The sequence below is a fragment of the Pseudomonas sp. 57B-090624 genome (assembly GCF_003234055.1).
Taxonomy (GTDB): Bacteria; Pseudomonadota; Gammaproteobacteria; order Pseudomonadales; family Pseudomonadaceae; genus Metapseudomonas; species Metapseudomonas tohonis.
In genome coordinates, this window is record NZ_QKRU01000025.1 from 1 (window position 1) to 26,424 (window position 26,424).

Sequence of the window (26,424 nt, forward strand, 5' to 3'; positions counted from 1 at the left end):
ACACTGGCCAGCGCCGCCGACGAACACGCCGAAGCGGCCCAGGACCTGGACCAGCTCCTCGACCTCCTGGCCACCCGGCAGATCCCCGGTGCCCGGCTGGACGAGCTGCCCGAAGGCAGCACCCACGCCCTCTCCGGCCCCCTGGCCAGCACCCTGGCCGCCGGCAACGACCCCGACTGCCGCCCCTGGCCCGCGCCCGACGCCTGCTGGAGCGCCCTCGCCAGCCTGGGCGTCGATCGCCTCGAAGGCTGCGTGCTGGTCAGCGGCGAGCCGCGCCTGATCCAGGCCGGGCTCAACGCCGGGCTGTGGACCGTGGGCCTGGCCACCAGCGGGCGCCTTTGCGGCCAGGCCCTCGGCGACTGGCAGGCCCTGCCCAGCAGCGAACGCGACCCGCTACGCGCCCGCGCGACCCTGGAGCTGTACCGCCTGGGCGCCCATTCGGTGATCGACCACCTGGGCGAACTGCCCGCCTGCCTGGACGACCTGGCAGCGCGCCGGCAGAAGGGGGAAAAGCCCTGAGCCGGCAATTGTTACAGCCTTGATCGGGATCAGGCGCGCCTCTCACTCCTGGATTAATCTCAACGACACGAGGGACCTTTTGGCAGCCGCTGGAGGTCCACTCCAAAGTCTTATGAAAGGAGAACGCCATGTCTGAACGTCTGCAGCAGCAACTGCAAGAACTGCGCGAGCAGTTGGCCAGCGACGCCCCGATGGATGAAGAGGAACGCGCCGAGCTGAACACGCTGATCCAGGACATCGAACTGCAACTGGCCACCGAGCCGGCCACCCCGCCCGACGACAGCCTGGTGGATGGCGTCAACCTCGCGGTCGAGCGCTTCGAGATCAAGCACCCGACCCTGGCCGGCACCTTGCGCAACATCGTCCAGAGCCTGGCGAACATGGGCATCTGACGGCAGCTGCAACCAAAAACCCCGGCCTTGTGCCGGGGTTTTGCGTTCTGGGGCCGTAGCCGGGCCTCAGCCCGGAAAAATGGGCCGCCTACTGCCGTGCCAGCCGCCCGTTGTCCGGCGCCAGCACGTGGGTGCTGCGGTAGGGGTTGATATCCAGCCCGCCCCGGCGCACGTAGCGGGCATGCACCGTCAGGTACTCCGGCTTGAGCAGGCGCTGCAGGTCGAGGAAGACGCGCTCCACGCACTGCTCGTGGAAGTCGCAGTGCTGGCGGAAGCTGACGATATAGGCCAGGAAGCTGGCGTGATCCAGGCGCGCGCCCTTGTACTCCACCACCAGGGTGCCCCAGTCCGGCTGGCTGGTGACCGGGCAATTGGACTTCAACAGGTGGCTGTGCAACGCCTCTTCCACCACCTCGCCAGCATCGGCGCGCAGCAGCTCCGGCTGCGGGTGCTCGTAGTTGGCGATGGCGATATCCAGGTCGTCGATGCACACGCCGGCGGCACGGGCCACGCCTTCGGCCTCCACCTCGGCCAGGCTGCGCACCCGCACCTGCACCGGAGCACCGGCGGCAGCGGACAGGTCCTTCTCCAGCACCGCCACCAGCGCGGCGGCATCGGCGAAGGCGCTCTGGTTCAGCGAGTTGAGGTAGAGCTTGAACGACTTCGACTCGATGATGTTCGGCGAATCCGCCGGGATGGCGAACTCGCCGATGGCCACCACCGGCTTGCCGGACGGGGTCAGCCAGGACAGCTCGTAGCAGTTCCAGAAATCCACGCCCTTGTAAGGCAGGGTCTCCGCCGTCAGCCCCAGCTCGTTCCACTTCGCCACGCGGGAGATGGGGAACAGCAGTTGCGGGCTGTAGGTGCTGATGTACTCGCTGGATTTGCCCAGCGGCGAGTGTTCGGCGGGATGCTGCATGAGGAAGGCGACCTGAGCGGGAAAACCCGGCAATTGTATACAGGCCGCCACCCGCCGTGAAACCCGCGCGGCGCCCGCTCAGAACCAGGCGCGCAGCCCCACCACCCAGGCGCCCTCCTCGTCCGCCTCGCCCTCCTGCCGCAACCAATCGCCGCTGCGCCCATAAGTGCGCTCCCACTCGTAGCCAACGTAGGGCGAGAAGTCCGGCGCCAACCGCCAGTGCAGGCGCAGCCCGGTCTCCAGCGTGCTGCCGCCGGCGCCGCGCCCCAGGTCGGGGTCGTCCGCCAGGGCCAGGTCGTATTCCAGGCGTGGCTCCAGCACCAGGCGCCGGGTCAGCAGCAGCTCGTACTCCGCCTCCAGGCGCAGGGAGGTATCGCCCCGTTCGCTGACGAACAGGTTCGCCTCCACCTCGAACCACTGCGGCGCCAGGCCCTTGAGGCCGAGCACCGCGTGGCTGCGCGAAGGCCCCGGCTGGTCGTCGTAACGCAGCCCCGCCTGCCAGTCGAAGAATTCGCTCGCCATGCGCCGATAGAGCAGCTGCGTCTCGCTGTCCACGGTCGGGCCACCGGCATCGCGCAGGCCCTCATTCTTCAGCACCAGCTTGTGCAGGTCGGTGCCGTACCAACCCTCCGCCTCCCAGGCCAGCTGCGCGTCGTCGCCGTGGAAACGGCTCTCCAGGCGATCGAAGCCGAAATAACCGACGGGCATGGCGTCCATGTCCATCGCCAGCGCCGCCGGGCTGGCCAGAACCGCCAGCATCCCCCACTCAATGCTGCGCATGGGCGGCCTCCTTCATGTCCATGGCGTCGCCCAGGGACCGGCTGCTGCCATCGGGCGCCTCGACGATCACCTTGCGGAACATGCCGCTGGCCATGTGGTAGATCAGGTGGCAGTGGAAGGCCCACTCACCGATGGCGTCGGCCGGCACATCCACTTCCAGGGTGCTGCCGGGCGCCACGTTCACCACGTGCTTGAGCGGGTTGAGCCGGCCGTTGCCCTTGTCCAGCTGCATCCACATGCCGTGCAGGTGCATGGGGTGATTCATCATCGTCTGGTTGACGAAGCGAAAGCGCACACGCTCGCCGTAGCGCAGGCGGATGGGCTCGGCCTCCGAATACTTCACCCCGTCGAAGGACCAGAAGTAACGCTCCATGTTGCCGGTGAGCTTCAGCTCGATGGTGCGGTCCGGCGCGCGGTAGCGGGCATCCGGGCGCATCGCCCTGAGGTCGCCATAGACCAGCACGCGCCCGCCCTCGGTCTCCGGCGCCACACCGCTGCCCGGCGCATAGTCGGGGTTGCCAGACGAGGCCGCAGGCATGCCGTGACCCATGGCAGCGTGATCCATCCCGGCCATGGCGCCGTGGTCCATGCCCGCCCTATCACCCATGTCGCCCATGTCGTGGGCCATGCCCATGTCGGCCATGGTCAGGCGGCGTGGCGCGCCCAGGGGCGGCACCTCGCCGGCCATGCCCTCGCGCGGCGCCAGGGTGGCGCGCACCAGGCCGCGCCGGTCCATGGATTCGGCCAGCAGCGAATAGGCGCGGTCCTCGGTGGGCTGCACGATCACGTCATAGGTTTCCGCCACCGCCATGCGCAGGCGGTCTACCGTCACCGGCAGCACATCGTTGCCGTCGGCCTGCACCACGGTCATCGGCAGCCCGGGAATGCGCAGGTCGAAGTAGCTCATGCCCGAGGCGTTGATGATGCGCAGGCGCACCCGCTCGCCGGGCTTGAACAGCGCCGTCCAGTTCTGCGCGGCGTCGCGGCCGTTGACCAGGAAGCGGAAGCCGCTGACATCGGCGATATCGGTCGGCGACATGCGCATGCCGCCCCAGGCCCAGCGGTCCTTCAGCGTCGCCCAGACGCCATCGCGAACGGCATCGCGGAAGAAGTCCCCGACGGTCAGCTTCTGGTCGTTGTAGTACTCGGCGTCCTTCTTCAGGTTGGCCAGGGTGCGTTCGGGCTTCTCGTCCTGCCAGTCGAACAGCATCACCGTATATTCGCGGTCGTAGCGGTACGGCTCGCGGGCACGGGGCTCGATGACCAGAGGCCCGTACAGCCCCTCCTGCTCCTGGAAATCGCTGTGGGCGTGGTACCAGTAGGTGCCCGACTGCTGCAGGCGGAAGCGGTAGGTGAAGGTCTGCCCGGGCTTGATGCCGGGAAAGCTGATGCCCGGCACGCCGTCCTGGTCGTAGGGCAGGATGATCCCGTGCCAGTGCAGCGAGGTGTCGCGGTCCAGGCGGTTGGTGACGCGGATCGCCACCTCCTCGCCCTCCTTGAAACGCAGCTCCGGGGCGGGGGACTGGCCATTGATGGTCAGCGCCGGCCGGCTGCCGTCGCTCAGCTCCACCCGGCCTTCATCGATCACCAGGTCGTAACTGCCGCCCAGGGCGTCGGCGGCCAGGGCCAGCAGCCCGGCGCCGATCAGCGTGCGCTTCATGGCGTGACCTTGAGGCGGCCGACCATCCCCGCCTGGTAATGGCCGGGGATGTTGCAGGCGAACTCCAGCCCGGTGGCGGCGCTGAAGGTCCAGGTCAGCTCGGCGGTCTTGCCCGGCTCCACCAGCACGCTGTTGGGGTCGTCGTGCTTCATCATCGCGCCGTGGTCCATGCCGGCCATGTCGTGGCCCATCTTGCCGGGGTCCATCTGGCCCCTGTCGTGGTCCATGCCGGTGGGGGTGAGCATGCCCATCTGCTGCATCTGCAGCATTTCCTTCTGGTGCGCCGCATGCATGGCGGCGTCGCCCAGGTTGAACTCATGCAGCAGGGCGCCGGTGTTCTTCAGCACGAAGCGCACCGTCTCGCCCGCCTTCACGTCCAGCTCGGCCGGCTCGTAGTACATATCGCCGAGGGTGATCTCCACGGTGCGGTCGGCCTCGGCGGCCTTGCCCGGGTGACCGAAGCCGTAGCCCCCGGCCGGGGTGTCGGCCAGCACCGGCAGGCTGATGGAAAGGCCCAGGGCCAGGGCGATGAGGGAGGATTTCATGAGGTGCTCCTTGAGTGACGATGGCGCCACCTTAAGCACCCCAGGCTGGCGCCTGGCTGACCGCGACATTACAACTTTGTCAGCTTGCGCCACCGGCGGCCGCCGTCGCGGTATAAAGCAACCGTTCCCCGCCACGAGTGCCCCATGAAACTGCTGATAGTCGAAGACCAGCCCAAGACCGGCCAGTACCTGCGCCAGGGCCTGGGCGAGGCCGGCTTCCTCGTCGACCTCGCCAGCGACGGCATCGCCGGCCAGCACCTGGCCCTCACCGGCGACTACGACCTGATCATCCTCGACGTGATGCTCCCCGGCCGCGACGGCTGGCAGGTGCTGCGCACCCTGCGCGAGGCGGGCCTGGAGATACCCGTGCTGTTCCTCACCGCCCGCGACGCCGTGGAAGACCGCGTGCACGGCCTGGAGCTGGGCGCCGACGACTACCTGGTCAAGCCCTTCGCCTTCGCCGAGCTGCTGGCCCGCGTGCGCACCCTGCTGCGCCGGGGCAGCGCCGGGCAGCAGGACACCAGCCTGCAACTGGCCGACCTGCGCCTCGACCTGCTGCGCCGCCGGGTGGAGCGCGACGGCCAGCGCATCGACCTCACCGCCAAGGAATTCGCCCTGCTCGAACTGCTGCTGCGCCGCCACGGCGAGGTGCTGCCCAAGTCGCTGATCGCCTCCCAGGTCTGGGACATGAACTTCGACAGCGACACCAACGTCATCGAGGTCGCCATCCGCCGCCTGCGCGCCAAGGTCGACGACGCCTGGCCGACCAAGCTGATCCACACCGTGCGTGGCATGGGCTACGTGCTCGAGGCGCGGGACGCCTGATGCGCCGCCTGTCCCTCGGCGCCCGCCTCAGCCTGCTGTTCGCCGCCAGCACCGCCGCCGTCTCGCTGATCGCCGGGGTGCTCTTCGACCGCGCCAGCGAAGCCCACTTCATCGAGCTCGACCGCCAGTTGCTGGACGGCAAGGCCGAAGTGTTCCGCAGCATCCTCGGCCCCGCCCGCCAACCCGGCGACCTGGCGCCCCATGAAGACCAGCTGCGCACGGAGCTCGAGCGCCACCCCGACCTCGCCCTGCGCATCGTCGGCGCCGACGGCGAGCCCTGGTTCGACAGTGAGGCCGCGGCCAGCGCCGGTCACGACAGCCACGGCGACATCGCCTGGCGCCGCTTCGAAACCCCGCTGGAGCCCGCACGTGCGGACTCGCCACGGCTGGAACTGCGCCTGGACATCACCCACCACCAGCATTTCCTCGAACGCATGCAACGGCTGATCTGGCTCACCGTCGGCCTCAGCGCCCTGGCCACCGCCCTGCTCGGCGCCTGGGCCGTGCGCAGCGGCCTGCGCCCCCTGCGACGCATGGCCGAAGTGGCCGCCGGCGTCTCTGCCGACTCCCTCACCACCCGCCTCGCCGAAGACCCGGTGCCACCCGAGCTGGCCGAGCTGACCCGCGCCTTCAACGCCATGCTCGGCCGCCTGGACGACGCCTTCCAGCGCCTCTCGGCCTTCTCCAGCGACATCGCCCACGAGTTGCGCACGCCGCTGTCCAACCTGCTCACCCAGACTCAGGTGACCCTCGCCCAGCCGCGCGACGGCGACACCTACCGCGAAGCCCTGCACGCCAACCTGGAAGAGCTGCAGCACCTGGCGCAAATGGTCAACGACATGCTGTTCCTGGCCAAGGCCGAGCACGGCCTGCTGGCCACGCGCCTGGAGCCGCTGCAACTGGGTGACGAGCTGGATGCCCTCGCGGAATTCTTCGCGCCCCTGGCCGAGGATGGCCAGGTCACCCTCAGCCGCCAGGGCGACGGCCGCCTGCCGGCCGACCGCGCCCTGCTGCGCCGCGCCCTGTCCAACCTGATCGACAACGCCCTGCGCTTCACCCCGCCGGGCGGCCACATCCGCCTCAGCGTGCAGCGCGAGGCCGCAGGGGTGCGCCTGGAAGTGGCCAACGACGGTGCGCCGATCCCTGCCGAACTGCTGCCCCGGCTGTTCGACCGCTTCTTCCGCGCCGACCCGGCGCGCCGCGAAGGCCAGGCGGAACACGCCGGCCTTGGCCTGGCCATCACCCGCTCCATCGTCCACGCCCACGGCGGCAGCATCCGCTGCGAATCGGCCGGCGGCTGGACGCGCTTCGTGCTGGAGTTCCCCCTAGCCCCCTGAGTCGGGGCCGGCAGGCTTGCAATCGTAGGCGAACAGCACATCCGTGCCCCAGGCCTGCCAGCACGAGGCCTCCAGCACATAGGCCGTGCCATCGAAGCGCCAATCGGAAACGCCCTGCCCCTGGTCCGCATGGAGGCGCACGGGCGCATGGCCTTCGCTCAGCGGCCCGGCAACCCTCCCGAGCATGCCCGCCCCTTCCAGCAGCAGGCGCGGCGCCCCGGCGGCGTCCATCTCGAACAACCACTGGGCGTTGCTGCGCTGCACGTTCTGCGACACCAGGATGCCCGGCCTGCCCTGGCCCAGGTCGACCCGGCCGAAGCCCAGGCTCGCGTCACCCCAGCCATCGCCCATGTCCTCGTCTTCGGGCGTGTAGCTGCCCGATCGCGCCACCTGCTGACGCAGGAGTTCCTGGGTTGCCGGCGAAACCGTGCCGGGGAGCTCGGGCAATGCCGAACCCGCTCCCGACGCCTCCGGCGACGCCCAGCCCGGGTCGGCCAACCCCTCCTCCAGCAGCGCCCGCTGGCACGCGGCATCAGCCTTGCAGCCACGCAAGCGCTGCGGCCAGGCCTCGACGGCAGCGGCCCATTGGAGGATGGAGCGCTCCGGCGTCAGGCTGCCGTGCAGGCGCAACGCCATCTGCTGCGCTTTCGCGCGCAATTGATCGTCACTGCACAGGCCCGCCCAGTCACCGCCCTGCCCGGCCAGCGCCACCCGCCGCTCCTCGGGCGAGAGGTAGTTCGCACCGCTCAGCGCGCAGGGCAGGAAAGGCAGGGGCTCCGGCAACTGCTCCAGCTGCGGGTCGGCGAAGTGGCGTGCCAGGAGCTCGTCGTAACGGGCCAGCACCTGTCCGTTGCGGTCGATCAGCGCCTCGACCCCGCGCTCGTTGGCGGGCCCCAGGCTCACCACCGCCCGCCCCTGTTCGAAGTCCTCGATCACGGCGGCGTAGGTCGGGGCGATCACCCAGGCGCCCTGGTGATCGATGAAGCCCCACAGGTGGTTCTGCGGCGAGCGCGCCGCCGCCAGGCCCTCGTGGAAGCCGTGGGCGTCCTCGAAATCGCCCGGCAGCGGGTAGCGGCCGTCCGGCGCCATGAAGCGCACCGTGCTCGGCGATTGCACCTGGCCCAGGTTCTCGCCGGTGGGCAGGCGCACCGGCAGCAGGCCTTCGCGCACGCTCAGCTCCAGCGGTTCGCTGTACAGCCGGGGCGCCGGGCCGAACAGCGGCTTGCCCTGCTCATCCAGCAGGCCCCAGCCCCAGGGCCCGTCCGTCGCCATCACCCGCACGCCTTCGTGCAGGGCATGCACCTGGGTCACCTGCAGGTGCAGCCACTCGCTGAACAGCGCCGCCAGGTCCAGTTCCAGGGGCGGCACCGCCTCCAGCACCTGGGCGCAATCGCCCAGCGGGTGCTGGGCATCGGCCCCCGGCAGCGGCAGCCGCCCATCCGCCGGCAAGCGACCCAGGGCGCGGGCGGAACGGGTCTCCAGCACCCAGGCGTTGCAGCGCCCGGCCGCGCTCGCGCCCGGCTCCTGGCGGTTTCCGCTGCCGTCCATATAGAAGTTGCCCCGACCGCCATCGGGGGCCACCAGGGTCTGGCCGCCCCGGTAGTCACGGAGGAAATAAAGGCCCTCGACCAGCGGGAAGGCCGGCTCGCCATCCAGGCCCAGGTAGCCGCAGAAGCGTCGGTCGGCTTCCTCGCGGCAGACCATCGCCCGCCCCTCGACGAAGGGCCGGGCGATGCTGAACGAAGGCGCCGCCAGCACCCGCCCGTCACCCTCGGCATAGCCCCAGAGCTCATCGCGCTTGAAGGCGAAGCGGCCGGCCTGCAGTCCCCCGCCCACCTGCTGGAACAGTTGCGGCACGCGCAACGCCCCCTCCGCCGTCACCAGCATGCAGTCGCCCCCCAGGCGCTGGTCGACCGCCTCGTTGGCGCTCGACCAGCGCATCCCGCACAGCAGCTGCGACGCCGCCTCGGCAGTGCCCGCACCACCCAGCAGCAGCGCCAGGCCCCCCAACAGCGCCTTGCTTCCCTTCACCATGCCAACACTCCATGCACCTGTATCGATTGACCGCCGAGCGGGATTCCGCGGCGCGACTGTACAGGGCTTGCAGGTGTTTTTCCCGGTTCCGATAGCGTCGAAGCGGTTCAGACGATGCCGCCGTTGACCCGCAGCGTCTGGCCGTTGATCCAGCCGCCCTCGTCACTGGCGAGAAAGGCCACCACACCGGCGATGTCCTCAGGGCGGCCGAGGCGCTGCAAGGGCGCCTGGTTGGCCAGGCGCTCCACCGTGCCGGGGTCCTTGCCATCGAGGAACAGCTCGGTGGCGGTCGGCCCCGGCGCCACGCAATTGACCGTCACCCCGCGCCCACGCAACTCCTTGGCGAACACCCGGCTCATCGCCTCCACCGCCGCCTTGGAGCCGGCATAGGCGGCGTACCCCGGCAGCGCCAGGCCCACCACGCTGGTGGAGAAATTGATGATCCGCCCGCCGTCGCGCAGGCGTCTGGCCGCGAGCTTCATGGTGTTGAAGGTGCCCCGGGCGTTGACCGCGAAGATGCGATCGAACAGCGCCTCGCTGGTGTCGGCGAGATCGATCTGCCCGGGCTGGATGATGCCGGCATTGTTCACCAGCACGTCGAGGCCGCCGTACTCCATCTCGGCGTGGTCGAACAGCGCGGCCACCGCCGCCGGGTCGCTGACGTCGGCGAGGATGGCGTAGGCCTTGCCGCCGGCCTGGATGATCGCCCTGACCACCTGCTCGGCGGCCTCGGGACGGGCGGCGTAGTTGACCACGACCTGGAAGCCGTCGAGGGCGAGGCGCAGGGCGACGGCGGCGCCTATTCCTCTTGAAGCGCCCGTGACGAGTGCGGTTCTGGCAGGGTGCGACATGGAGCCCTCCGGGAAGGCCACGGCGACTTCGGGCAGGCCGGGCCTCCACTGGGTATAGCTGGCCGGGTCGCGACCGTCCTGCCGGTCATCCGCCAGGGGCACGGGCGAGGCGGCCAGCCGACGACACGTCACCCCGGCACGCGGCGACTTGCCAGAACTGAGCAGTGCTCCGCTCATTGGAGCGCCGGCTCTGGGAGATAATCGCCGGTCCGTCGCAGTCGATGGCCACCCGCCAGCCCCTGCCCGATACCGCCCCGGCAAACTACCGGAGCGGGAACTACCATAACGACAAGGACGCAGCCGGACGCTCAGCCATGGACGCCACTGCGCCTGCCGCCCTCGCCCACCGGCGACGGCGCATTTATCTGCCCGATAACAAGAAAGGGACATCAATGATCAAGAAGTACATCGCCGTCCTGGCCTGCGTCCTCAGCCTGCCCATCGGCCACGCCGTGGCGGACGAAGCCCCCATCACCCTGCGCTTCTCCCACGTGGTCGCCGACGACACGCCCAAGGGCCAGGGTGCGCTCATGTTCCAGAAACTGGTCCAGGAGCGCCTCGGCGGCCAGGTGAAGGTGGAGGTCTACCCCAACTCCACCCTGTTCGGCGACGCCGACGAACTGCAGGCCCTGGCGGACGGCAAGGTGGACCTGCTGGCCCCGTCGCTGGCCAAGTTCGACCAGTACACCAAGCAGCTGCAGATCTTCGACCTGCCCTTCCTGTTCGACGACCTCGAAGCCGTCAACCGCTTCCAGAAGCGCGCCAAGGGCCGCCAGCTGCTGCGCTCCATGGAAGACAAGGGCATCATCGGCCTCGCCTACTGGCACAACGGCATGAAGCAGATGTCGGCCAACCGCGCCCTGCACACGCCGGCCGACGCCCGCGGCCTGTCCTTCCGCATCCAGGCCTCCGGCGTGCTCGAGGCGCAGTTCGCCCAGCTCGGCGCCAAGGCCGTGCCGATGCCCTTCGCCGATGCCTTCGCGGCGCTGCAGAGCGGCAAGGTCCAGGGCACCGAGAACACCTGGTCCAACCTCTACAGCCAGAAGATCAACACCGTGCAGCCCTTCATCACCGAGACCAACCACGGTGTGCTGGACTACATGCTGGTGAGCAACGCGCGCACCTGGTACGCCATCCCGCACAAGACCCGCACCGAGCTGGAAGCCATCATCGACGAGGTCACCTTCGCGGTGAACCACGCCGCCGAGCAGCAGAACCAGGCCGACCGCCAGCGCATCCAGAGCAGCGGCAAGACCCAGCTGGTGACCCTCAGCCCCGAGGAACGCCAGGCCTGGCGCACCGCCATGCAACCGGTGTGGGAGCAGTTCACCCCCGACATCGGCGCCGACATCGTCAAGGCCGCGCAGATCGTCAACCGCAAGCAGTCGCAGTAACCCGCCTCAGGCCCGGGCCGGCACCTCGCCGCCCGGCGCCACCCCATAGCTGGCCGGGCTGAACACCCGGGTCAGCGCCAGCATCGCCAGCACCATCACCACCAGCACCACCCAGGCACTGGTGAAGCCCCCGGTGACTTCCCGCAGCCAGCCCGTCAGCCAGGGCGACACCGCATTGATCAGGAAGCCGACGCCCTGCACGAAGGCCGCCAGCTGCCCCGCCTCGCGCGGGTCGCGACGGTGATCGAGGGTGAGGATCAGGCTCAGCGCAAAGCACGCCCCCAGGCCGAAGCCGATCAGCGCCACCCACAGCAAGGTGGCCTGCTGCGGCGCCCACACCAGGCCGGCGAACCCCACCGCCTGGGCCGCCAGGCACAGCGTCAGCAGCGGGCGGCGGTCCACCCCGCGCTGGGCCAGGGCCGGCATCACCAACGCCGCCAGCACCTGGAACAGGGTCATGAAGGCCAGCAGGGAGCCGCTGCGGGTCGGGCTCCAACCCAACTGCTGATAGAAGGCCGGCAACCAGGCCACCATGCTCATGTAGCCGCAATTGATCAGCCCGAAGTACAGCGCCAGCGTCCAGGCCCGGCGATCCCCCAGCAGCCCCGGCCCAGCGCTTGCGCGCGACGAATCGGCCCGCGCCAGTGGCAGGCGCAGCCACAGCAGCAGCGCCAGCGCCGCCGGCACCAGCCACAAGCCCAGCCCCGCCTGCCAATGGCCGAAATGCCCGGCCAGCACCGGGCTGAGCAAGGCCGACAGCCCGCCACCGCTCATCAGCGAGGCCGAGTACAGCCCCATGGCCAGCGCCACGCGCCCGGCGAACTGGCGCTTGATCACCGCCGGCACCAGCGCCTGGATCAACGCCACGCCGATGCCACCCAGCAGCGCCGTGCCCAGCAACGCATCACCCCGGTCGCAGAGCCAGCGGGCCAGGCAGGCAGCGAAGATCAACGCCAGCCCGATGGCCACGCCACGTCGCTCACCCAGGCGCGCTTCCAGGCGCACCGCCGCCAGCGCCACCAGGCCCATGCAGATCACCGGCAGGGTGGTCAGCAGCGCCGTACCCTGGAAGCTCAGGCCGGTGGCCGCGCGGATCTCCCCCAGCAACGGGCTGACCGAGCCGAGGATCGGCCGCAGGTTCAGCCCCAGGGCCACCAGCAACAGCCAGGCGACCAGCGGGGGGCGGGTTTCAGCCTGGTGCATGCAGGTCCTTCCAGCGCTGGTAGAGCGCGGTGGCGCCCGCCTGGGGCAAGTGCCGCACCGGCAGGCGCTGCTGCGCCAGGGGTAGCGCCATCTGTTGGTAGATGGCGGCGGTGGAGAGGCCGAAGGGCTCGCCCTCTTCGTTGGCGATGGCGAACACCGCGCGGCTCACCCCGCTCAGGTGCATGGCGGCCAGGCACATCGGGCACGGCTGGCCGCTGGCGTAGATCACGCAGCCCTCCAGGCGCGGGCCCAGGCTCTGGCTGGCGGCACGCAGGGCCAGCAACTCGGCGTGGGCGGTGGGGTCGCCGCTCAGGTGGATCTCGTTCACCGCCTCGGCCAGTACGTCACCGTCCTTCACCAGCAGCGCACCGAAAGGCCGGCCGCCGCGCTCGACGTTGGCGCGAGCCAGCTCCACCGCCCGCTGCAGGAATGCCTGGTCATCCGTCATGGAAATCGCTCCGAAGGTGAGGAAAACCTGCGGATTATGTCCAGCCGGCCAGGTATTCTGAAATTAAATATGACCATGCAAACCAGTGGCAGAGGGCATGACTCCATGTTCGACCCGCAACTCCTGCGCAGCTTCGTGGCGGTGGCCGACTGCGGCAACTTCACCCGCGCCGCCGAGCGCCTGCACCTCACCCAGTCCACCGTCAGCCAGCAGGTGCGACGCCTGGAGGAAGACGCCGGTTGCCGCCTGCTCGACCGCAGCCAGCGTCGCGTGGTGGCCACGGTCGAGGGCGAACGGCTGCTGGGCTACGCGCGACGCATCCTCGCCCTGCACGAGCAAGCGCGCGACGCCATGGGTGACCTGGAAAGCGCCGGTGTGCTGCGCCTGGGGGTGCCCGAGGACTTCGCCGCCGAACGGCTGATGCCGCTGCTGGCCGCCTTCGCCGCCAACCACCCCGGCACGCGCCTGGAAGTCACCAGCGGCCTGGGCCCGGACCTGCGCCGTGCCTGGCAGGGCGGCGAATTCGACCTGCTGCTGGTCAAGCAGATGGGCGAGAGCGACGACTGCCTCGCCTCCTGGCCGGAACCCATGGGCTGGTTCGACAGCCGCGACAACCCGGCGCTGGGCCGCGAGCCCCTGCCCCTGGTGGCCTTCCCCGCCGGCGGCCTGTATCGCAACGAGATGCTCCACGGCCTCGACGTGCAGGGCCGCCGCTGGCGCATCGCCTACTCCAGCGCCAGCCTCGCCAGCGTCTGCTCCGCCGTCGCCGCGGGCCTCGGCATCAGCCTCCTGCCCCTGCGCGTCGCCACCGACCAGCACCGCGTGCTCGACGCCGCCAGCGGCCTGCCCGACATCCAGGGCGTACGCCTGGCCCTCTACAGCCGCCAAGGCCAGGGCAGCGCCGGCCGCGAGCTGGAAGAGCGCCTGGTCAGGCTCCTCAGCCCAGATGGCGCAGACCTGTAGGGGCATCCGCGACAAACCCACTTTCCCGCGGCGCAGGGTGGATGGCGCTCTTTCATCCACCGAGCGAAGCCGATCCCATGCACAGAGGCATTGGGTCACCGCACAACCGCATGGGTTTCGCTTCGCTCTACCCATCCTACGGGCTGGTCAGGCTCTGTGGCGGGGGCAGCCAATAACCGCGATGCCCGGCACGAACGCCGTTCGCGAATGAATTCGCTTCCACGACGGATGGACGTGACCGCTGCGTAGGGGGGATGGCGCTCTTTTCATCCACCGAGCGAAGCCGATCCCATGCACAAAGGCATTGGGTCACCGCACAACCGCATGGGTTTCGCTTCGCTCTACCCATCCTACGAGCAGGATGCAGGGCAACGTGCCAGCCGCCCCGCTCAGGGCGTCGGCTGGCCTTGGTCGTCAGAATCCACCTGTTCCAGACGGCCCTGCTCCCAACCACCGCCCATGGCGGCGATGAGCTGGACGCTGGCGGTCAGGCGCGTGCCGGTGAGGGTGAGCACGGTGCGTTCGTTGGAGAGCGCCGTGGCCTGGCTGGAAACCACGCTGCTGTAGTCCTGCAGGCCGGCCTTGTACTGGTTGGTGACCAGGCGCAGGGCCTCGCGGGCGGACTCCAGGGCCTCCTGCTGCACGCCGCTCTCCTCCTCCAGCACGCTGAGCTGGACCAGGTAGTCCTCCACCTCGCGGAAGCTGTCGAGCACGGTCTGGCGGTAGCTGGCCACCGTCTGGTCGTAGCTGGCCTCGGCCTGGTCGACCTGGGAGCGGATCAGGCCGCCGTCGAACAGGTTGAGGGCGAACTCGGGGCCGATGGACCAGAAGCGGTTCGGCGTGCTGATCCAGTCGCTCAGGCCACCGCTGCGGTAGCCCCCGGTGGCGCTGAGGTTGAGGCTGGGGTAGTAGGCGGCCTTGGACACGCCGATCTGTGCGTTGGCGGCGATCACCTTGCGCTCGGCCGAAGCCACGTCCGGGCGGCGCTCCAGCAGCTGCGAGGGCACCAGCGCCGGCACCTGGGGCAGGCTCGGGACGCTGTCCACCTCGGCCAGGTCGAACTCGGAGGGCGGCACGCCGATGAGCACGGCGATGGCGTTCTCCAGTTGCGCGCGCTGGTACTTGAGGTCGATGGCCTGGGCCTGGGTACTCTTGAGCTGGGTGCGCGCCTGGGCCACGTCGGCGCGGGTGACGATGCCGGCGCGGAACTGGTTCTCGGTGAGTTTCAGCGAGCGCTCGTAAGCCTGCACGGTGGCATCAAGCAGGCGCTTCTGCGCGTCCATCACCCGCAGTTGCAGGTAGTTCTGTGCCAGCTCGGACTGCTGGCTCAGGCGCACGGCGGCGAGGTCGGCGGCGCTGGCCTGCATGCTCGCGCTGTCGGCTTCCAGCTGGCGGCGCAGCTTGCCCCAGAGGTCCAGCTCCCAGCTCACCCCGAGGGTGGCGCTGTAGCTGTTGGAGATGCCGCCGCTGCCGCCACTGGTGACGGTGGAGCCGTCGGACAGGCGCACGGTGCTGCTGCTCCCGCCCTGGCCGGAGCGGGTCTTGCTGGCGTTGGCGCTCACCGAGGGGAAGAACGAGGCGCGCGCGCCCCGGGCCAGCGCCTGGGCCTGGCGGAACTGGGCGACGGACTGCGCCAGGGTCTGGTTGGAGGTTTCCAGGCGCTGCTGCAGGTCGTTCAGGGTGGCGTCGCCGTACAGCTCCCACCAGGCGCCACGGGCCAGGGCGTCGGCGGGGGCGGCGGCCTTCCAGCCCTCGGCGTGCTTGAAGCGGGCGGGCACGGCATGGTCGGGCTGCTGGTAATCCGGCCCCACGGCACAACCGGCCAGGGCGATGGCCAGGGCCAGCACCGGGAAAAGACGGCGGGTTTGCGGACTCATAGCGGTGTCTCCAGCGAAGCGTCGGTACGCACGCCGCGCCAGCGGTTGAAGCGATGGCGCAGGCGGTCGAGGTACAGGTAGACCACGGGGGTGGTGTAGAGGGTGAGGATCTGGCTCAGCACCAGGCCGCCGATGATGGTCACGCCCAGCGGCTGGCGCATCTCCGCGCCTTCCGCACCACCGATCAGCAGCGGCACCGCGCCGAGGATGGCGGCCAGGGTGGTCATCAGGATCGGCCGCAGGCGCAGCAGGCAGGCGCGATGGATCGACTCGGCCGGCGACAGGCCGTCGTTGCGCTCCAGCTGCAGCGCCAGGTCGATCATCAGGATGGCGTTCTTCTTGACGATGCCGATGAGCAGGAACAGCCCCAGCAGCGAGATCAGGCTGAACTCGCCACCGATCAGCTGGATGGTCAGCAGCGCCCCCACCCCCGCCGACGGCAACGTCGAAAGGATGGTCAGCGGGTGGATGTAGCTCTCGTAGAGGATGCCCAGCACCAGGTACACCAGCACCAGGGCGGCGAGGATCATCCACGGCTGGTTCTGCTGGGTGCTGGCGAAGGCGTCGGCGGTGCCGCCCAGGCGCGCGACCACCGAGCTGGGCATGCCGATGGCGGCGACCGCCTTCTCGATGGCCACGGTGGCCTGGTCCAGGCTCACGCCCGGCGCCAGGTCGAAGGAGATGCTCTCCGAGGCGAACTGGCCTTCGTGGTTGACCCGGTCCTCCTCCAGGCTGCGCTCGTAGTGGGCGAAGCTCGACAGCGGCACGCGCTGGCCGTCGGCGGTGATCACCTGCACCTGCTCCAGGGTCGCCGGGTCCTGGGCGTATTTCGGGTTGACCTCCATCACCACCTGGTACTGGTTGAGGCTGTCGTAGATGGTGGAGATCTGCCGCTGGCTGTAGGCGTTATTGAGCACCGCCGTGACCATGTTCATGTCGATGCCCAGGCGCTTGGCCGTCTCGCGGTCCACCTTCAGGGTCACCTGCTGGGCGCCCTCGCCTTCCTTCGCGTCGATGGCGGTCAGCTCCGGCAGGGCCTTCAGCGCGGCGGTCACCTGCGGCAGCCAGGTGCGCAGGTCGCCCAGGTCCTCGGCCTGCAGCACGTACTCGTACTCGGAGCTGCGCTGCTCGCGGGAGCCGCCGGTCATGATGTCCTGGTCGGCCATCAGCATCAGCCGGCCGCCGGGCACCAGCGGCATCTCCTTGCGCAGCCGCTCGATGACCTTCTGCGCCGACAGCCCGCGCTCCTTGATCGGCTTCAGGCGCACGATCATGAAGGCGTTGTTGATGCCGCCGCTGCCGCCGATGAAGCCGGCCACGCTCTCCACCGCCGGGTCCTTGAGCACGGCACGGCGGAAGATCTCCATCTTCGGCTGCATCACGGTGAAGGACAGGCCGTCGTCGCCACGGATGAAGCCGATCAACTGCCCGGTGTCCTGCTGCGGCAGGAAGGTCTTGGGCACGATCACGTAGAGCGCGACGTTGAGGCCGATGGTGACGAACAGGCTGAGCAGGGTCAGGCGCGGGTGGCGCAGGGCCCAGCCGAGGGTGACGTCGTAGAGCCGCGTCATGCGCTCGTGGATGGCCTCGCTCCAGCGCTGCATGCGGCTGTCGGCATCCGGCACGTGGGGCTTGAGCCAGCGCGCGCAGAGCATCGGGGTCAGCGTCAGCGACACCAGCAGCGACACCAGGATGGCCGCCGCCAGGGTCAGGGAGAACTCGCGGAACATGCGGTCGATGATGCCGCCCATGAACAGGATGGAGACGAACACCACCACCAGCGACAGGTTCATCGACAGCAGGGTGAAGCCCACCTCGCGGGTGCCCTGCAGCGCCGCCTTGAACGGCGGCATGCCGTCGTTGATGTGCCGCGAGATGTTCTCCAGCACCACGATGGCGTCGTCCACCACCAGCCCGGCGGCGAGGATCAGCGCCATCAGCGACAGCACGTTGAGGGAGAAGCCGCACAGGTACATCACCGCGAAGGTGCCCACCAGCGACACCGGCACCGCCAGCGCCGGGATCAGCGAGGCACGCAGGCTGCCGAGGAACAGGTAGACGACCAGTATCACCAGCGCCACGGCGATCAGCAGGGTGCGCTCGGCCTCGTGCAGGGTGGCGCGGATCACCGGCGAGCGGTCCATCGCCTGGTTCAGCTTGACGCTGGCCGGCAGCACCGCCTGCAGGCTCGGCAGCTGCGCCTTGATGCTTTCGATGGTCTCGATGATGTTGGCGCCGGCCTGGCGGTTGATCACCAGCAGCACCGCGTTCTCGTCGTTGAAGAAACCGCTGTTGTAGCGGTCCTCCACCGCGTCGCGCACCTTGGCCACATCGCCCAGGCGCAGGGCCGAACCCTCCTGATAGCGGAGGATCAGCGGCGCATAGTCGGCGGCCTTCTCCAACTGGTCGCTGGCACCCACCTGCCAATGGCGCCCATCATCCTCCACCGCCCCCTTGGGCCGGCGCTGGTTGGCGGCGGCGATACGGCTGCGCACCTCGTCGAGCGACAGGCCGTACTGGTTGAGCAGCTGCGGCTCCAGCTCCACCCGCACCGCCGGCAGCGAACTGCCGCCGATCTGCACCTCGCCCACGCCCTTAACCTGGGACAGGCTCTGGGCCAGGATGGTCGAGGCCAGGTCGTACAACTGGCCCTTCTCCAGCACGTCGGAGGTCAGCGACAGCACCATGATCGGCGCCTGCGACGGGTTGACCTTCTTGTAGGTGGGCATGCTGCGCATGCCGCTGGGCAGCAGGTTGCGCGAGGCGTTGATGGCCGCCTGCACATCGCGGGCGGCGCCGTTGATGTCACGGTCCAGGTCGAACTGGATGATGATCCGCGTCGAGCCCTGGCTGGTGCGGCTGGTCATCTGCGTGATCCCGGACATGGTCCCCAGGGAACGCTCCAGCGGCGTGGTCACGCTCGACGCCATGATCTCCGGGCTCGCCCCGGGCAGGCTCGCCTGCACCGTGATCACCGGGAAATCCATCTGCGGCAGCGGCGACACCGGCAACAAACCGAAGCTCATGCCGCCCAGCAGCATGATCGCCAGGCTCAGAAGCATCGTAGCGACGGGGCGGTGGATGAAGGGGGCGGAGAGGTTCATGGCTGAACGCAGCTCCAAGCGACAAGCTTCAAGCCGCAAGAAAAGAGCAGGCCAGAATCAACCTCACCGCCCGCACGGACCCACTTGCAGCTTGCCGCTTGCAACTTGCCGCTGACGCCCGTCATACCTCCACCCCCGCCGCACTCCGCCCGGTAAACCGTCGCGACAACCGATCAAAGGCCAGATAAATAACGGGCGTCGTGAACAACGTCAGCACCTGGCTCACCAGCAAACCACCCACCATCACCAGGCCCAGGGGCTGGCGCAGTTCGGCGCCGGAGCCGGTGGCGAGCATCAGCGGCACGGCGCCGAACAGCGCGGCCAGGGTGGTCATCAGGATCGGCCGGAAGCGCAGCAGCGCGGCCTGGTAGATGGCGTCCTCGGGGCTCATGCCCTGGTGGCGTTCGGCCTCCAGGGCGAAGTCGATCATCATGATCGCGTTCTTCTTGACGATGCCGATCAGCAGGATGATGCCGATGATGGCGATCAGGCCCAGGTCGTTGCCCGAGAGCAGCAGGGCCAGCAAGGCGCCGACGCCCGCCGAGGGCAGCGTGGAGAGGATGGTCACCGGGTGGATGTAGCTCTCGTAGAGCACGCCCAGGACGATGTACATGGTCACCACCGCTGCCAAAATCAGCAGCAGCGTGCTCGACAGCGAGGCCTCGAAGGCCGCCGCCGCGCCCTGGAAGCGGGTCTGGATGCCTTCCGGCATGCCGATCTCCTGCTGCACCCGCTCGATCACCGCCACCGCCTCGCCCAGGGCGACGCCGGGGGCCAGGTTGAACGACAGGTTCACCGCCGGGAACTGGCCGATGTGGTTGATCGCCAGCTCCGTCTGCCGCTCCTCGATGCGCGCCAGGGTGGCCAACGGCACCTGCACGCCGTCGGTGCCGGCGACGCGCAGCTGCTGCAGCGCCTGCGGGCCGATGCGGTCGCCCGTGGCGGACTCCAGCACCACGCGGTACTGGCTGGCCTGGGTGAAGATGGTGGAGATCTGCCGCTGGCCGAAGGCGTCGTAGAGCGCATCGGTGATGGCAGAGACTTCCACACCCAGACGCCCGGCCATGTCGCGGTCGATGTCCAGGTACACCTGCAGGCCCTTGTCCTGCAGGTCGCTGGCCACGTCGGACAGCTCCGGCTGTTGGCGCAAGGCGTCCACCAGCTTGCCGGTCCACTCGCGCAGCAGCTCGGCGTCCGGGGACTCCATGCTGAACTGGAACTGGGTGCGGCTGACCCGGTCCTCGATGGTCAGATCCTGCACCGGCTGCAGGTACAGGCGGATGCCCACCAGGCGTTCCAGCTGCGGCTGCAGGCGCTGGATGACCTCGCTGGCGGTGACGTCGCGCTCGCCGTGGGGCTTGAGGTTGATCAGCATGCGCCCGCTGTTGAGGGTGACGTTGTCGCCGTCGACACCGATGTAGGAGGTCAGGCTGGCCACCGCCGGGTCCTTCAGCACCAGCTCGGCGAGGCGCTGCTGACGCTCGCTCATGGCGCGGAACGACACCGATTGCGGCGCCTCGGTGATGCCCTGGATCACACCCGTGTCCTGCACCGGGAAGAAGCCCTTGGGCACCGCCAGGTAGAGCACCACGGTCAGGCCCAGGGTGGCGACGGCCACCAGCAGGGTCAGCGCCTGGTGGCGCAGCACCCAGCGCAGGCCGTGGGAATAGCGCTTGATCATGCCGTCGATAAAGGCACCGCTGACGCGGTAGAAGCGGCCCTGCTCCTTCTCCTCCGGCTCGGGCTTGAGCAGCCGCGCGCACATCATCGGCGTGAGGGTCAGCGACACCACCAGGGATATCAGGATGGCCACCGCCAGGGTGATGGCGAATTCGCGGAACAGCCGCCCCACCACATCGGCCATGAACAGCAGCGGGATCAGCACGGCGATCAGCGAGAAGGTCAGGGAGATCAGGGTGAAGCCGATCTGCTTCGCCCCCTTGAGCGCGGCCTCCAGCGGCGTGGCGCCCTCCTCCAGGTGGCGGGCGATGTTCTCCAGCATGACGATGGCGTCGTCCACCACGAAGCCGGTGGCGATGGTCAGGGCCATCAGCGTCAGGTTGTTCACCGAGAAGCCGGCCAGGTACATCACCCCGAAGGTGCCCACCAGGGACAGCGGCACGGCGATGGACGGGATCAGCGTGGCGCTGACCCTGCGCAGGAACAGGAAGGTCACCATCACCACCAGGGCGATGGCGATCAGCAGCTCGTGCTGCACATCGGTGACCGAGGCGCGGATGGTCTGGGTGCGGTCGGTGAGCACCACCACGTCCAGGCCCGCCGGCAGGTTGGCGGTCATCTTCGGCAGCAGTTCCTGGATGCGGTCGACCACCTCGATGACGTTGGCGCCGGGCTGGCGCTGGATGTTCAGCAGCACCGCCTCGTTCTGGTTGGCCCAGGCGGCCAGGCGCTCGTTCTCCGCGCCCTCGACGATCTCGGCGACGTCCTTCAGGCGCAGTGCCGCACCGTTCTTGTAGGCGAGGATGAGGTTGGCGTACTCCTGCGGCGACTTCAGCTGGTCATTGGCGTCCAGCATCGAGGTGCGGGTCGGGCCGTCGAAGTTGCCCTTGGGCTGGTTGACGTTGGAGGCGCTGACCAGCGAGCGCACGTCCGAGAGGTTCAGGCCATTGGCGGCGAGCGCCTCCGGGTTGACCTTGATGCGCACCGCCTGGCGCTGGCCGCCGGCGATGCTGACCATGCCGACGCCGCTGATCTGCGACAGCTTCTGCGCCATGCGCGTGTCGACCAGGGTGTGCAACTGCGGCAATGGCAGGGTCCTGGAGCTCACCGCCAGGGTCAGCACCGGGGTGTCGGCCGGGTTGACCTTGTTATAGACGGGGGGCGCCGGCAGGTCGTTGGGCAGCAGGTTGGTGGCCGCGTTGATGGCTGCCTGCACCTCCTGCTCGGCCACATCCAGCTGCACCTCCAGGCTGAAGCGCAGGGTGATCACCGAGGCGCCGCCGGAGCTGGTGGACGACATCTGCGTCAGCCCCGGCATCTGCCCGAACTGGCGTTCCAGCGGCGCGGTCACGGCGCTGGTCATCACGTCCGGGCTGGCGCCCGGGTACAGGGTCATGACGCGGATGGTCGGGTAGTCCACCTCCGGCAGCGCCGAGACCGGCAGCAGGCGGTAGGCGATCAGGCCGGCCAGCAGGATCGCCAGCATGCTCAGCGTGGTGGCGACCGGCCGCAGGATGAACAGGCGGGAGATGTTCATACGCCGCCTTTTTCAGCCTTGCCGCCCTTCTCGGCGCCCTTGTCCGCGCCTTGCAGCTGCTCGCTGGGCTGGGTCGGCACCTGGCCGCTGTCGTGCACCACCTCCACCTCGCTGCCGTCGCGCAGGCGGTCGGTGCCTTCCAGCACCACGCGCTCGCCGGCCTTGAGCCCGGCCTTGATCACGGTGCGCTCGCCATCGCTCGGCCCGGTTTCCAGGGCCTGCACGCGCACCTTCTTGTCGCCGTCCATCACGTAGGCGAAGGTGCCCTGGTTGCCGAACTGCACGGCGGCGGACGGGATCAGCACCGCCTGCTTGAGGGTGTCGGCCAGCAGGCGCACGTTGACGAACTGGTTGGGGAACAGCGTCTCGCCCTCGTTGGCGAAGCGCGCCTTGAACTTCAGGGTGCCGGTGGCGGTATCGATCTGGTTGTCCAGGCTCTGCAGCACGCCCTCGGCCTGCTTCAGGGTGTCGCCACGGTCCCAGGCCTCCACCGCCATGGAGTCACCGGCGCGGAAGCGCGTGACCACCGACGGCAGCTGGTTCTCCGGCAGGGTGAAAACGACGCTGATGGGCTTGGTCTGGGTGATCACCACCAGCGGCGTGGTGTCGCCGGAACTCACCTGGTTGCCCAGGTCCACCTGGCGCAGGCCGACGCGGCCGGTCACCGGGGCGCGCACCTGGGTGAAGCTGAGGTTGAGCCTGGCATCGGCCACCGCCGCCTGGTTGGCCTTCACCGTGCCCTTGTACTGGCCCACCAGCGCTTCCTGGGTGTCCAGCGTCTGCTTGGCGATGCTGTCCTCGGCGTACAGGCCGCGGTAGCGCGCCAGGTCGATCTCGGCGTTCTTCAGCTGCGCCTGGTTCTGCAGCAGCGTGCCCTCGGCCTGTTGCAGCGCCACCTCATAGGGGCGCGGGTCGATCACCGCCAGCAGGTCGCCGGCCTTCACCTGCTGGCCTTCCTCGAAGGCCAGCTTCATCACCTCGCCGTTGACCCGGCTGCGCACGTTCACCGTGTTCAGCGAAGTCACGGTGCCCAGCGCCTTGTAGAACACCGGGAAGTCGCCTTCGCTGGCGGCCGCCACGCGCACCGGTACCGGCCCGCCGAATGCACCGAAGCCCGGGCGCGCCATGCCGGCGGGGCCGGGGCGGGTGCGGCTCGCCTCGGCATCGGCGTGCCTGGACGAGGCCGGCCAGAACCACCACACCAGCGCCACCAGGGCGGCCAGGCAGAGGGTGATGATCAGCCAGTTGCGGGAACGGGAGGGGCGAGAGTCTTGTATCGAGGACATGATTGAAGGTCGGTCTGTGCGAGAGCGTGCACGATAAGCACTCGGCGTCCCGAGGCAAAGCCTCTTTACCGCCTATTTACCCAATCCTTACCGCCCCTCCGGCGCGCCCTTGAGCGGTGGCGCCGCCTCGCGGCCACCTGCGCAAATGTCACATCTCCTTTCCGCGCCCGCCCTTGTCCCCGAAGGCGCCCCGCGCGACCATGCGCGCTCGCCTTTCCGCTTCCTGGGAGTGCCCCGTGTTCGAACGACTCAAGCAGCAGTTCTCCACCCTGCGCAGCCGCGCCGACTTCCACGCCCTGCGCATCGTCCGCCAGAGCGGCGAGCACTGCCGGGTGCGGCGCAACGTCGCCGAGCCACCGTTCTTCTCCAGCGACCTGGGCGCCATGCTCAGCGTGCGTATCAATGGCGTCGAAGCCTATGCCGCCACCAGCGACCTCAGCAGCGAAGGCCTGCAGCGCGCCCTCGACCTGGCCGAGGCGCGCGCCCGGCTGATCACCCCGCACAACCTGGTGGACGCCCGCGTCGCCCCGCCCCAGGGCCGCGCCGAGTACCGCTCCCCCGGCCTCGACCAGCCGCTGCCCGGCATCGCCGAGCGCATCGAGCTGCTGCGCGAGGAGTCCGCCGCGGTGCCCGCCGACCCGCGCCTGGTCAACTGGACCCTGCTGCTCAGCGTCGACCGCCACGAGCAGCTCTACCTCAACAGCGCCGGCGCCGAACACTGGCAGGAGCTGCAATTCGTCTACCCCGGCGCCAGCGTCACCGCCTTCGACGGCCACGACAGCCAGACCCGCAGCTTCGGCGGCTACCACGGCGGCCAGCAGGGCGGCGCCGAGGTCATCCGGCGCCTGGGCCTGCGCGGCTCGGCGCCCCGCGTGGCCGACGAGGCGCTGCAGTTGCTGCTGGCGCCCAACACCCCGGAAGGCCCGCGTGACCTGCTGCTGATGCCCGAGCAGATGATGCTGCAGATCCACGAATCCATCGGCCACCCGCTGGAGCTGGACCGCATCCTCGGCGACGAGCGCAACTACGCCGGCACCAGCTTCATCCGCCAGGAAGACTTCGGCCACTACCAGTACGGCTCGGCGCTGCTCAACGTCAGCTTCGACCCGGGCATCCCCGAGGAACTGGCCAGCTACGGCCACGACGACGACGGCAGTGCCGCCCAAAAAACCCTGCTGATCGAGAAGGGCCTGCTCCTGCGGCCCCTCGGCGGCGCCCTCTCGCAGCAACGCAGCGGCCTGCCGGGGGTCGCCAACAGCCGCGCCTGCAGCTGGAACCGCGCGCCCATCGACCGCATGGCCAACCTCAACATCGAGCCCGGCGACCAGCGCCTGGAGCAGCTGATCGGCGGCATCGAGCGCGGCATCCTGATGACCACCAACCGCTCCTGGTCCATCGACGACGCGCGCAACAAGTTCCAGTTCGGCTGCGAATGGGGCCAGCTCATCGAGAACGGCGAGCTCAAGGGCGTGGTGAAGAACCCCAACTACCGGGGCATCTCCGCCAGCTTCTGGCGCAGCCTCGCGGCGGTGGGCGATGCCAGCACCTTCGAAGTGCTCGGCACGCCCTTCTGCGGCAAGGGCGAGCCCAACCAGGTGGTGAGGGTGGGCCACGCGTCCCCCGCCTGCGTGTTCAGCCAGGTCGACGTATTCGGAGGTGCCGCCTGATGAGCATCCAGATCGACACCCGCGAAGCCGGCTTCGCCGCCCTCGCCGACTCCCTGCGCCAGGCCATGCGCCCCGGCGAGGATTTCACCCTGTGGTACAGCGCCGAGGCCTCCGACTTCATCCGCTTCAACCACGCCCGCGTGCGCCAGGCCGGCCATGTGTCCCAGGCCGGCGCCACCCTGCAGCTGATCGCCGCCGAGCGCCAGGCGCAGATGGCCGTCACCCTTTCCGGCCAGCCGGACGAAGACCGCCAGCGCCTGGCCGACGGCCTCGAACGCCTGCGCGCGGTGATCGGCCAGTTGCCGCCCGACCCCTACCTGATGCCCGACCGCACGCCCTGGCAGCGCCGCCATGTCGACAGCCAGCCGCTGCCCGACCCGGCCGCCGTGCTGCCCTGCATCAGCGCCGCCGCCGAGGGGCTGGATATGGTCGGCATCTACGCCGCCGGCCCGCTCTACCGGGGCTTCGCCAACAGCTGGGGCGCCTTCGGCTGGCACAGCGCCCACTGCTTCAACTTCGACTTCAGCCTGTTCCACGCCAACGGCCAGGCGGTGAAGGCCGACTACGCCGGCCAGGGCTGGAGCGATGAGGAATTCCTCCGCCGCTTCGCCGCCGCCCGTGCCCAGCTGGAGCACCTGGGCAAGCCGCTGCGCATCCTCGCCCCAGGCGGCTACCGCGCCTACATCGCCCCGGCGGCGCTGGAGGAGATCACCGGCATGCTCTGCTGGGGGGGCTTCTCCGCCCGCGCCCTGGCCAGCAAGGAAAGCCCGCTGCAGCGCCTGGACGACGGCGCCCGCTTCAGCCCGCTGCTGGGCCTGCACGAGCAGGTGGCCGGCGCCCTCTCGCCGGCGTTCACCGCCGAAGGCTCGCCGCGCAGCGACGTCGCGCTCATCCAGCAGGGTCGCCTCACCGGCCGCCTGGTGGGCTCGCGCAGCGCCCGTGAATACGGCCTGCCCGGCAACGGCGCCAGCGGCGACGAAAATCCCCTGGCCCTGGTGATGGACGCCGGCACCCTGCCCGAAGCCGACGCCCTCGCCGCCCTCGGTACCGGGCTCTACATCGGCAACCTCTGGTACCTGAACTGGTCCGACCTGCCCGCCGCCCGCATCACCGGCATGACCCGCTTCGCCACCTTCTGGGTGGAAGACGGCCGCATCCAGGCTCCGGTCAGCACCATGCGCTTCGACGACAGCCTCTTCGACCTCTTCGGCGAGCAGCTCGAAGCCCTCACCGCCGAACGCCAGCTGCGCCTCTCCGCCAGCACCTACGGCGAACGCCAGACCCTCTCCTCCCAGCTCCCCGGCGCCCTGGTCAAGCGCCTGCAGCTCACGCTATAGCGCCACACCCCCCGTAGCCCGGGCTTCAGCCCGGGAGCGGGCTTCACCCGCCCTGCGGAGCCGACC

At 69.4% G+C, this 26,424-nt stretch carries 20 protein-coding genes; 8 read left to right on the forward strand and 12 right to left on the reverse strand.

Going from position 1 to position 26,424, the window contains the following annotated elements; genetic code table 11:
• Window positions 1-519, forward strand: a 519-nt coding sequence (locus tag DMX10_RS13475) for an HAD family phosphatase (protein WP_256604800.1), incomplete at its 5' end; no start/stop codon positions are given.
• Window positions 520-647: 128 nt separating this feature from the next.
• On the forward strand, window positions 648-911 hold the full coding sequence (locus tag DMX10_RS13480; RefSeq protein WP_111261538.1) for a DUF4404 family protein: 264 nt from the start codon (window positions 648-650) through the stop codon (window positions 909-911).
• Between the two features lie 88 nt (window positions 912-999).
• Here DMX10_RS13480 and queF read toward each other — a convergent pair whose 3' ends face one another.
• The 4 genes from queF to DMX10_RS13500 all read right to left on the reverse strand — a co-directional run bounded on the left by queF (window position 1,000) and on the right by DMX10_RS13500 (window position 4,815).
• Window positions 1,000-1,830: an NADPH-dependent 7-cyano-7-deazaguanine reductase QueF gene (gene queF / locus DMX10_RS13485; RefSeq protein ID WP_111261539.1), complete on the reverse strand. Its 831-nt coding sequence runs from the start codon at window positions 1,828-1,830 to the stop codon at window positions 1,000-1,002.
• A 78-nt stretch (window positions 1,831-1,908) separates the two neighbouring features.
• Entirely contained in the window at window positions 1,909-2,610 is a 702-nt protein-coding gene (locus tag DMX10_RS13490) for a copper resistance protein B (protein ID WP_111261540.1), read from the reverse strand.
• Entirely contained in the window at window positions 2,597-4,270 is a 1,674-nt protein-coding gene (locus tag DMX10_RS13495; protein WP_111261541.1) for a copper resistance system multicopper oxidase, read from the reverse strand. Before DMX10_RS13495 ends, DMX10_RS13490 begins: the two co-directional genes overlap by 14 nt.
• Window positions 4,267-4,815: a plastocyanin/azurin family copper-binding protein gene (locus DMX10_RS13500; RefSeq protein WP_111261542.1), complete on the reverse strand. Its 549-nt coding sequence runs from the start codon at window positions 4,813-4,815 to the stop codon at window positions 4,267-4,269. Before DMX10_RS13500 ends, DMX10_RS13495 begins: the two co-directional genes overlap by 4 nt.
• 144 nt (window positions 4,816-4,959) lie before the next feature.
• Here DMX10_RS13500 and DMX10_RS13505 point away from each other — a divergent pair, with 144 nt between their 5' ends.
• Together DMX10_RS13505 and DMX10_RS13510 are read left to right on the forward strand one after the other, a co-directional pair.
• Window positions 4,960-5,640, forward strand: a complete 681-nt coding sequence (locus DMX10_RS13505) for a heavy metal response regulator transcription factor (protein WP_111261543.1) — start codon at window positions 4,960-4,962, stop codon at window positions 5,638-5,640.
• A complete protein-coding gene (locus DMX10_RS13510; RefSeq protein ID WP_111261544.1) occupies window positions 5,640-6,977 on the forward strand; it encodes a heavy metal sensor histidine kinase in 1,338 nt (445 codons plus the stop codon). The genes DMX10_RS13505 and DMX10_RS13510 overlap by 1 nt, the downstream gene beginning before the upstream one ends.
• On the opposite strand, the gene DMX10_RS13515 is transcribed toward DMX10_RS13510, so the two are convergent.
• The gene (locus DMX10_RS13515) at window positions 6,966-9,011 is read right to left on the reverse strand and encodes a WG repeat-containing protein (protein WP_111261545.1); all 2,046 of its coding nucleotides are present in this window, start codon (window positions 9,009-9,011) and stop codon (window positions 6,966-6,968) included. The two genes, DMX10_RS13510 and DMX10_RS13515, sit on opposite strands and share 12 nt — an antisense overlap.
• Before the next feature lie 107 nt (window positions 9,012-9,118).
• Window positions 9,119-9,862 carry an SDR family oxidoreductase gene (locus DMX10_RS13520; protein ID WP_111261612.1) on the reverse strand — a complete coding sequence of 248 codons (744 nt, stop codon included), beginning with the start codon at window positions 9,860-9,862 and terminating at the stop codon, window positions 9,119-9,121.
• 392 nt (window positions 9,863-10,254) lie between these two features.
• Here DMX10_RS13520 and DMX10_RS13525 point away from each other — a divergent pair, with 392 nt between their 5' ends.
• Window positions 10,255-11,256: a TRAP transporter substrate-binding protein gene (locus DMX10_RS13525; RefSeq protein ID WP_111261546.1), complete on the forward strand. Its 1,002-nt coding sequence runs from the start codon at window positions 10,255-10,257 to the stop codon at window positions 11,254-11,256.
• A gap of 6 nt (window positions 11,257-11,262) precedes the next feature.
• On the opposite strand, the gene DMX10_RS13530 is transcribed toward DMX10_RS13525, so the two are convergent.
• Window positions 11,263-12,459: a CynX/NimT family MFS transporter gene (locus DMX10_RS13530; RefSeq protein WP_111261547.1), complete on the reverse strand. Its 1,197-nt coding sequence runs from the start codon at window positions 12,457-12,459 to the stop codon at window positions 11,263-11,265.
• Entirely contained in the window at window positions 12,446-12,907 is a 462-nt protein-coding gene (locus DMX10_RS13535) for a nucleoside deaminase (RefSeq protein ID WP_111261548.1), read from the reverse strand. The genes DMX10_RS13530 and DMX10_RS13535 overlap by 14 nt, the downstream gene beginning before the upstream one ends.
• Before the next feature lie 105 nt (window positions 12,908-13,012).
• Here DMX10_RS13535 and DMX10_RS13540 point away from each other — a divergent pair, with 105 nt between their 5' ends.
• Window positions 13,013-13,870 (forward strand): LysR family transcriptional regulator, encoded by an 858-nt coding sequence (locus DMX10_RS13540; RefSeq protein WP_111261549.1) that lies wholly within the window; start codon window positions 13,013-13,015, stop codon window positions 13,868-13,870.
• 389 nt (window positions 13,871-14,259) lie between these two features.
• Here DMX10_RS13540 and DMX10_RS13545 read toward each other — a convergent pair whose 3' ends face one another.
• From DMX10_RS13545 to DMX10_RS13560, 4 genes are all read right to left on the reverse strand, one after another.
• Window positions 14,260-15,747: an efflux transporter outer membrane subunit gene (locus DMX10_RS13545; RefSeq protein WP_111261550.1), complete on the reverse strand. Its 1,488-nt coding sequence runs from the start codon at window positions 15,745-15,747 to the stop codon at window positions 14,260-14,262.
• Window positions 15,744-18,851, reverse strand: a complete 3,108-nt coding sequence (locus tag DMX10_RS13550) for an efflux RND transporter permease subunit (RefSeq protein ID WP_111261551.1) — start codon at window positions 18,849-18,851, stop codon at window positions 15,744-15,746. The genes DMX10_RS13545 and DMX10_RS13550 overlap by 4 nt, the downstream gene beginning before the upstream one ends.
• 121 nt (window positions 18,852-18,972) lie before the next feature.
• The gene (locus DMX10_RS13555; RefSeq protein WP_111261552.1) at window positions 18,973-22,068 is read right to left on the reverse strand and encodes an MdtB/MuxB family multidrug efflux RND transporter permease subunit; all 3,096 of its coding nucleotides are present in this window, start codon (window positions 22,066-22,068) and stop codon (window positions 18,973-18,975) included.
• The gene (locus DMX10_RS13560) at window positions 22,065-23,354 is read right to left on the reverse strand and encodes an MdtA/MuxA family multidrug efflux RND transporter periplasmic adaptor subunit (protein WP_111261553.1); all 1,290 of its coding nucleotides are present in this window, start codon (window positions 23,352-23,354) and stop codon (window positions 22,065-22,067) included. Before DMX10_RS13560 ends, DMX10_RS13555 begins: the two co-directional genes overlap by 4 nt.
• Window positions 23,355-23,554: 200 nt before the next feature.
• On the opposite strand from DMX10_RS13560, the gene DMX10_RS13565 reads away from it, so the two are divergent.
• Together DMX10_RS13565 and DMX10_RS13570 are read left to right on the forward strand one after the other, a co-directional pair.
• Entirely contained in the window at window positions 23,555-25,021 is a 1,467-nt protein-coding gene (locus DMX10_RS13565; RefSeq protein ID WP_371921692.1) for a TldD/PmbA family protein, read from the forward strand.
• Window positions 25,021-26,358 carry a TldD/PmbA family protein gene (locus DMX10_RS13570; RefSeq protein WP_111261555.1) on the forward strand — a complete coding sequence of 446 codons (1,338 nt, stop codon included), beginning with the start codon at window positions 25,021-25,023 and terminating at the stop codon, window positions 26,356-26,358. Before DMX10_RS13565 ends, DMX10_RS13570 begins: the two co-directional genes overlap by 1 nt.
• Window positions 26,359-26,424 lie beyond the last annotated feature (66 nt).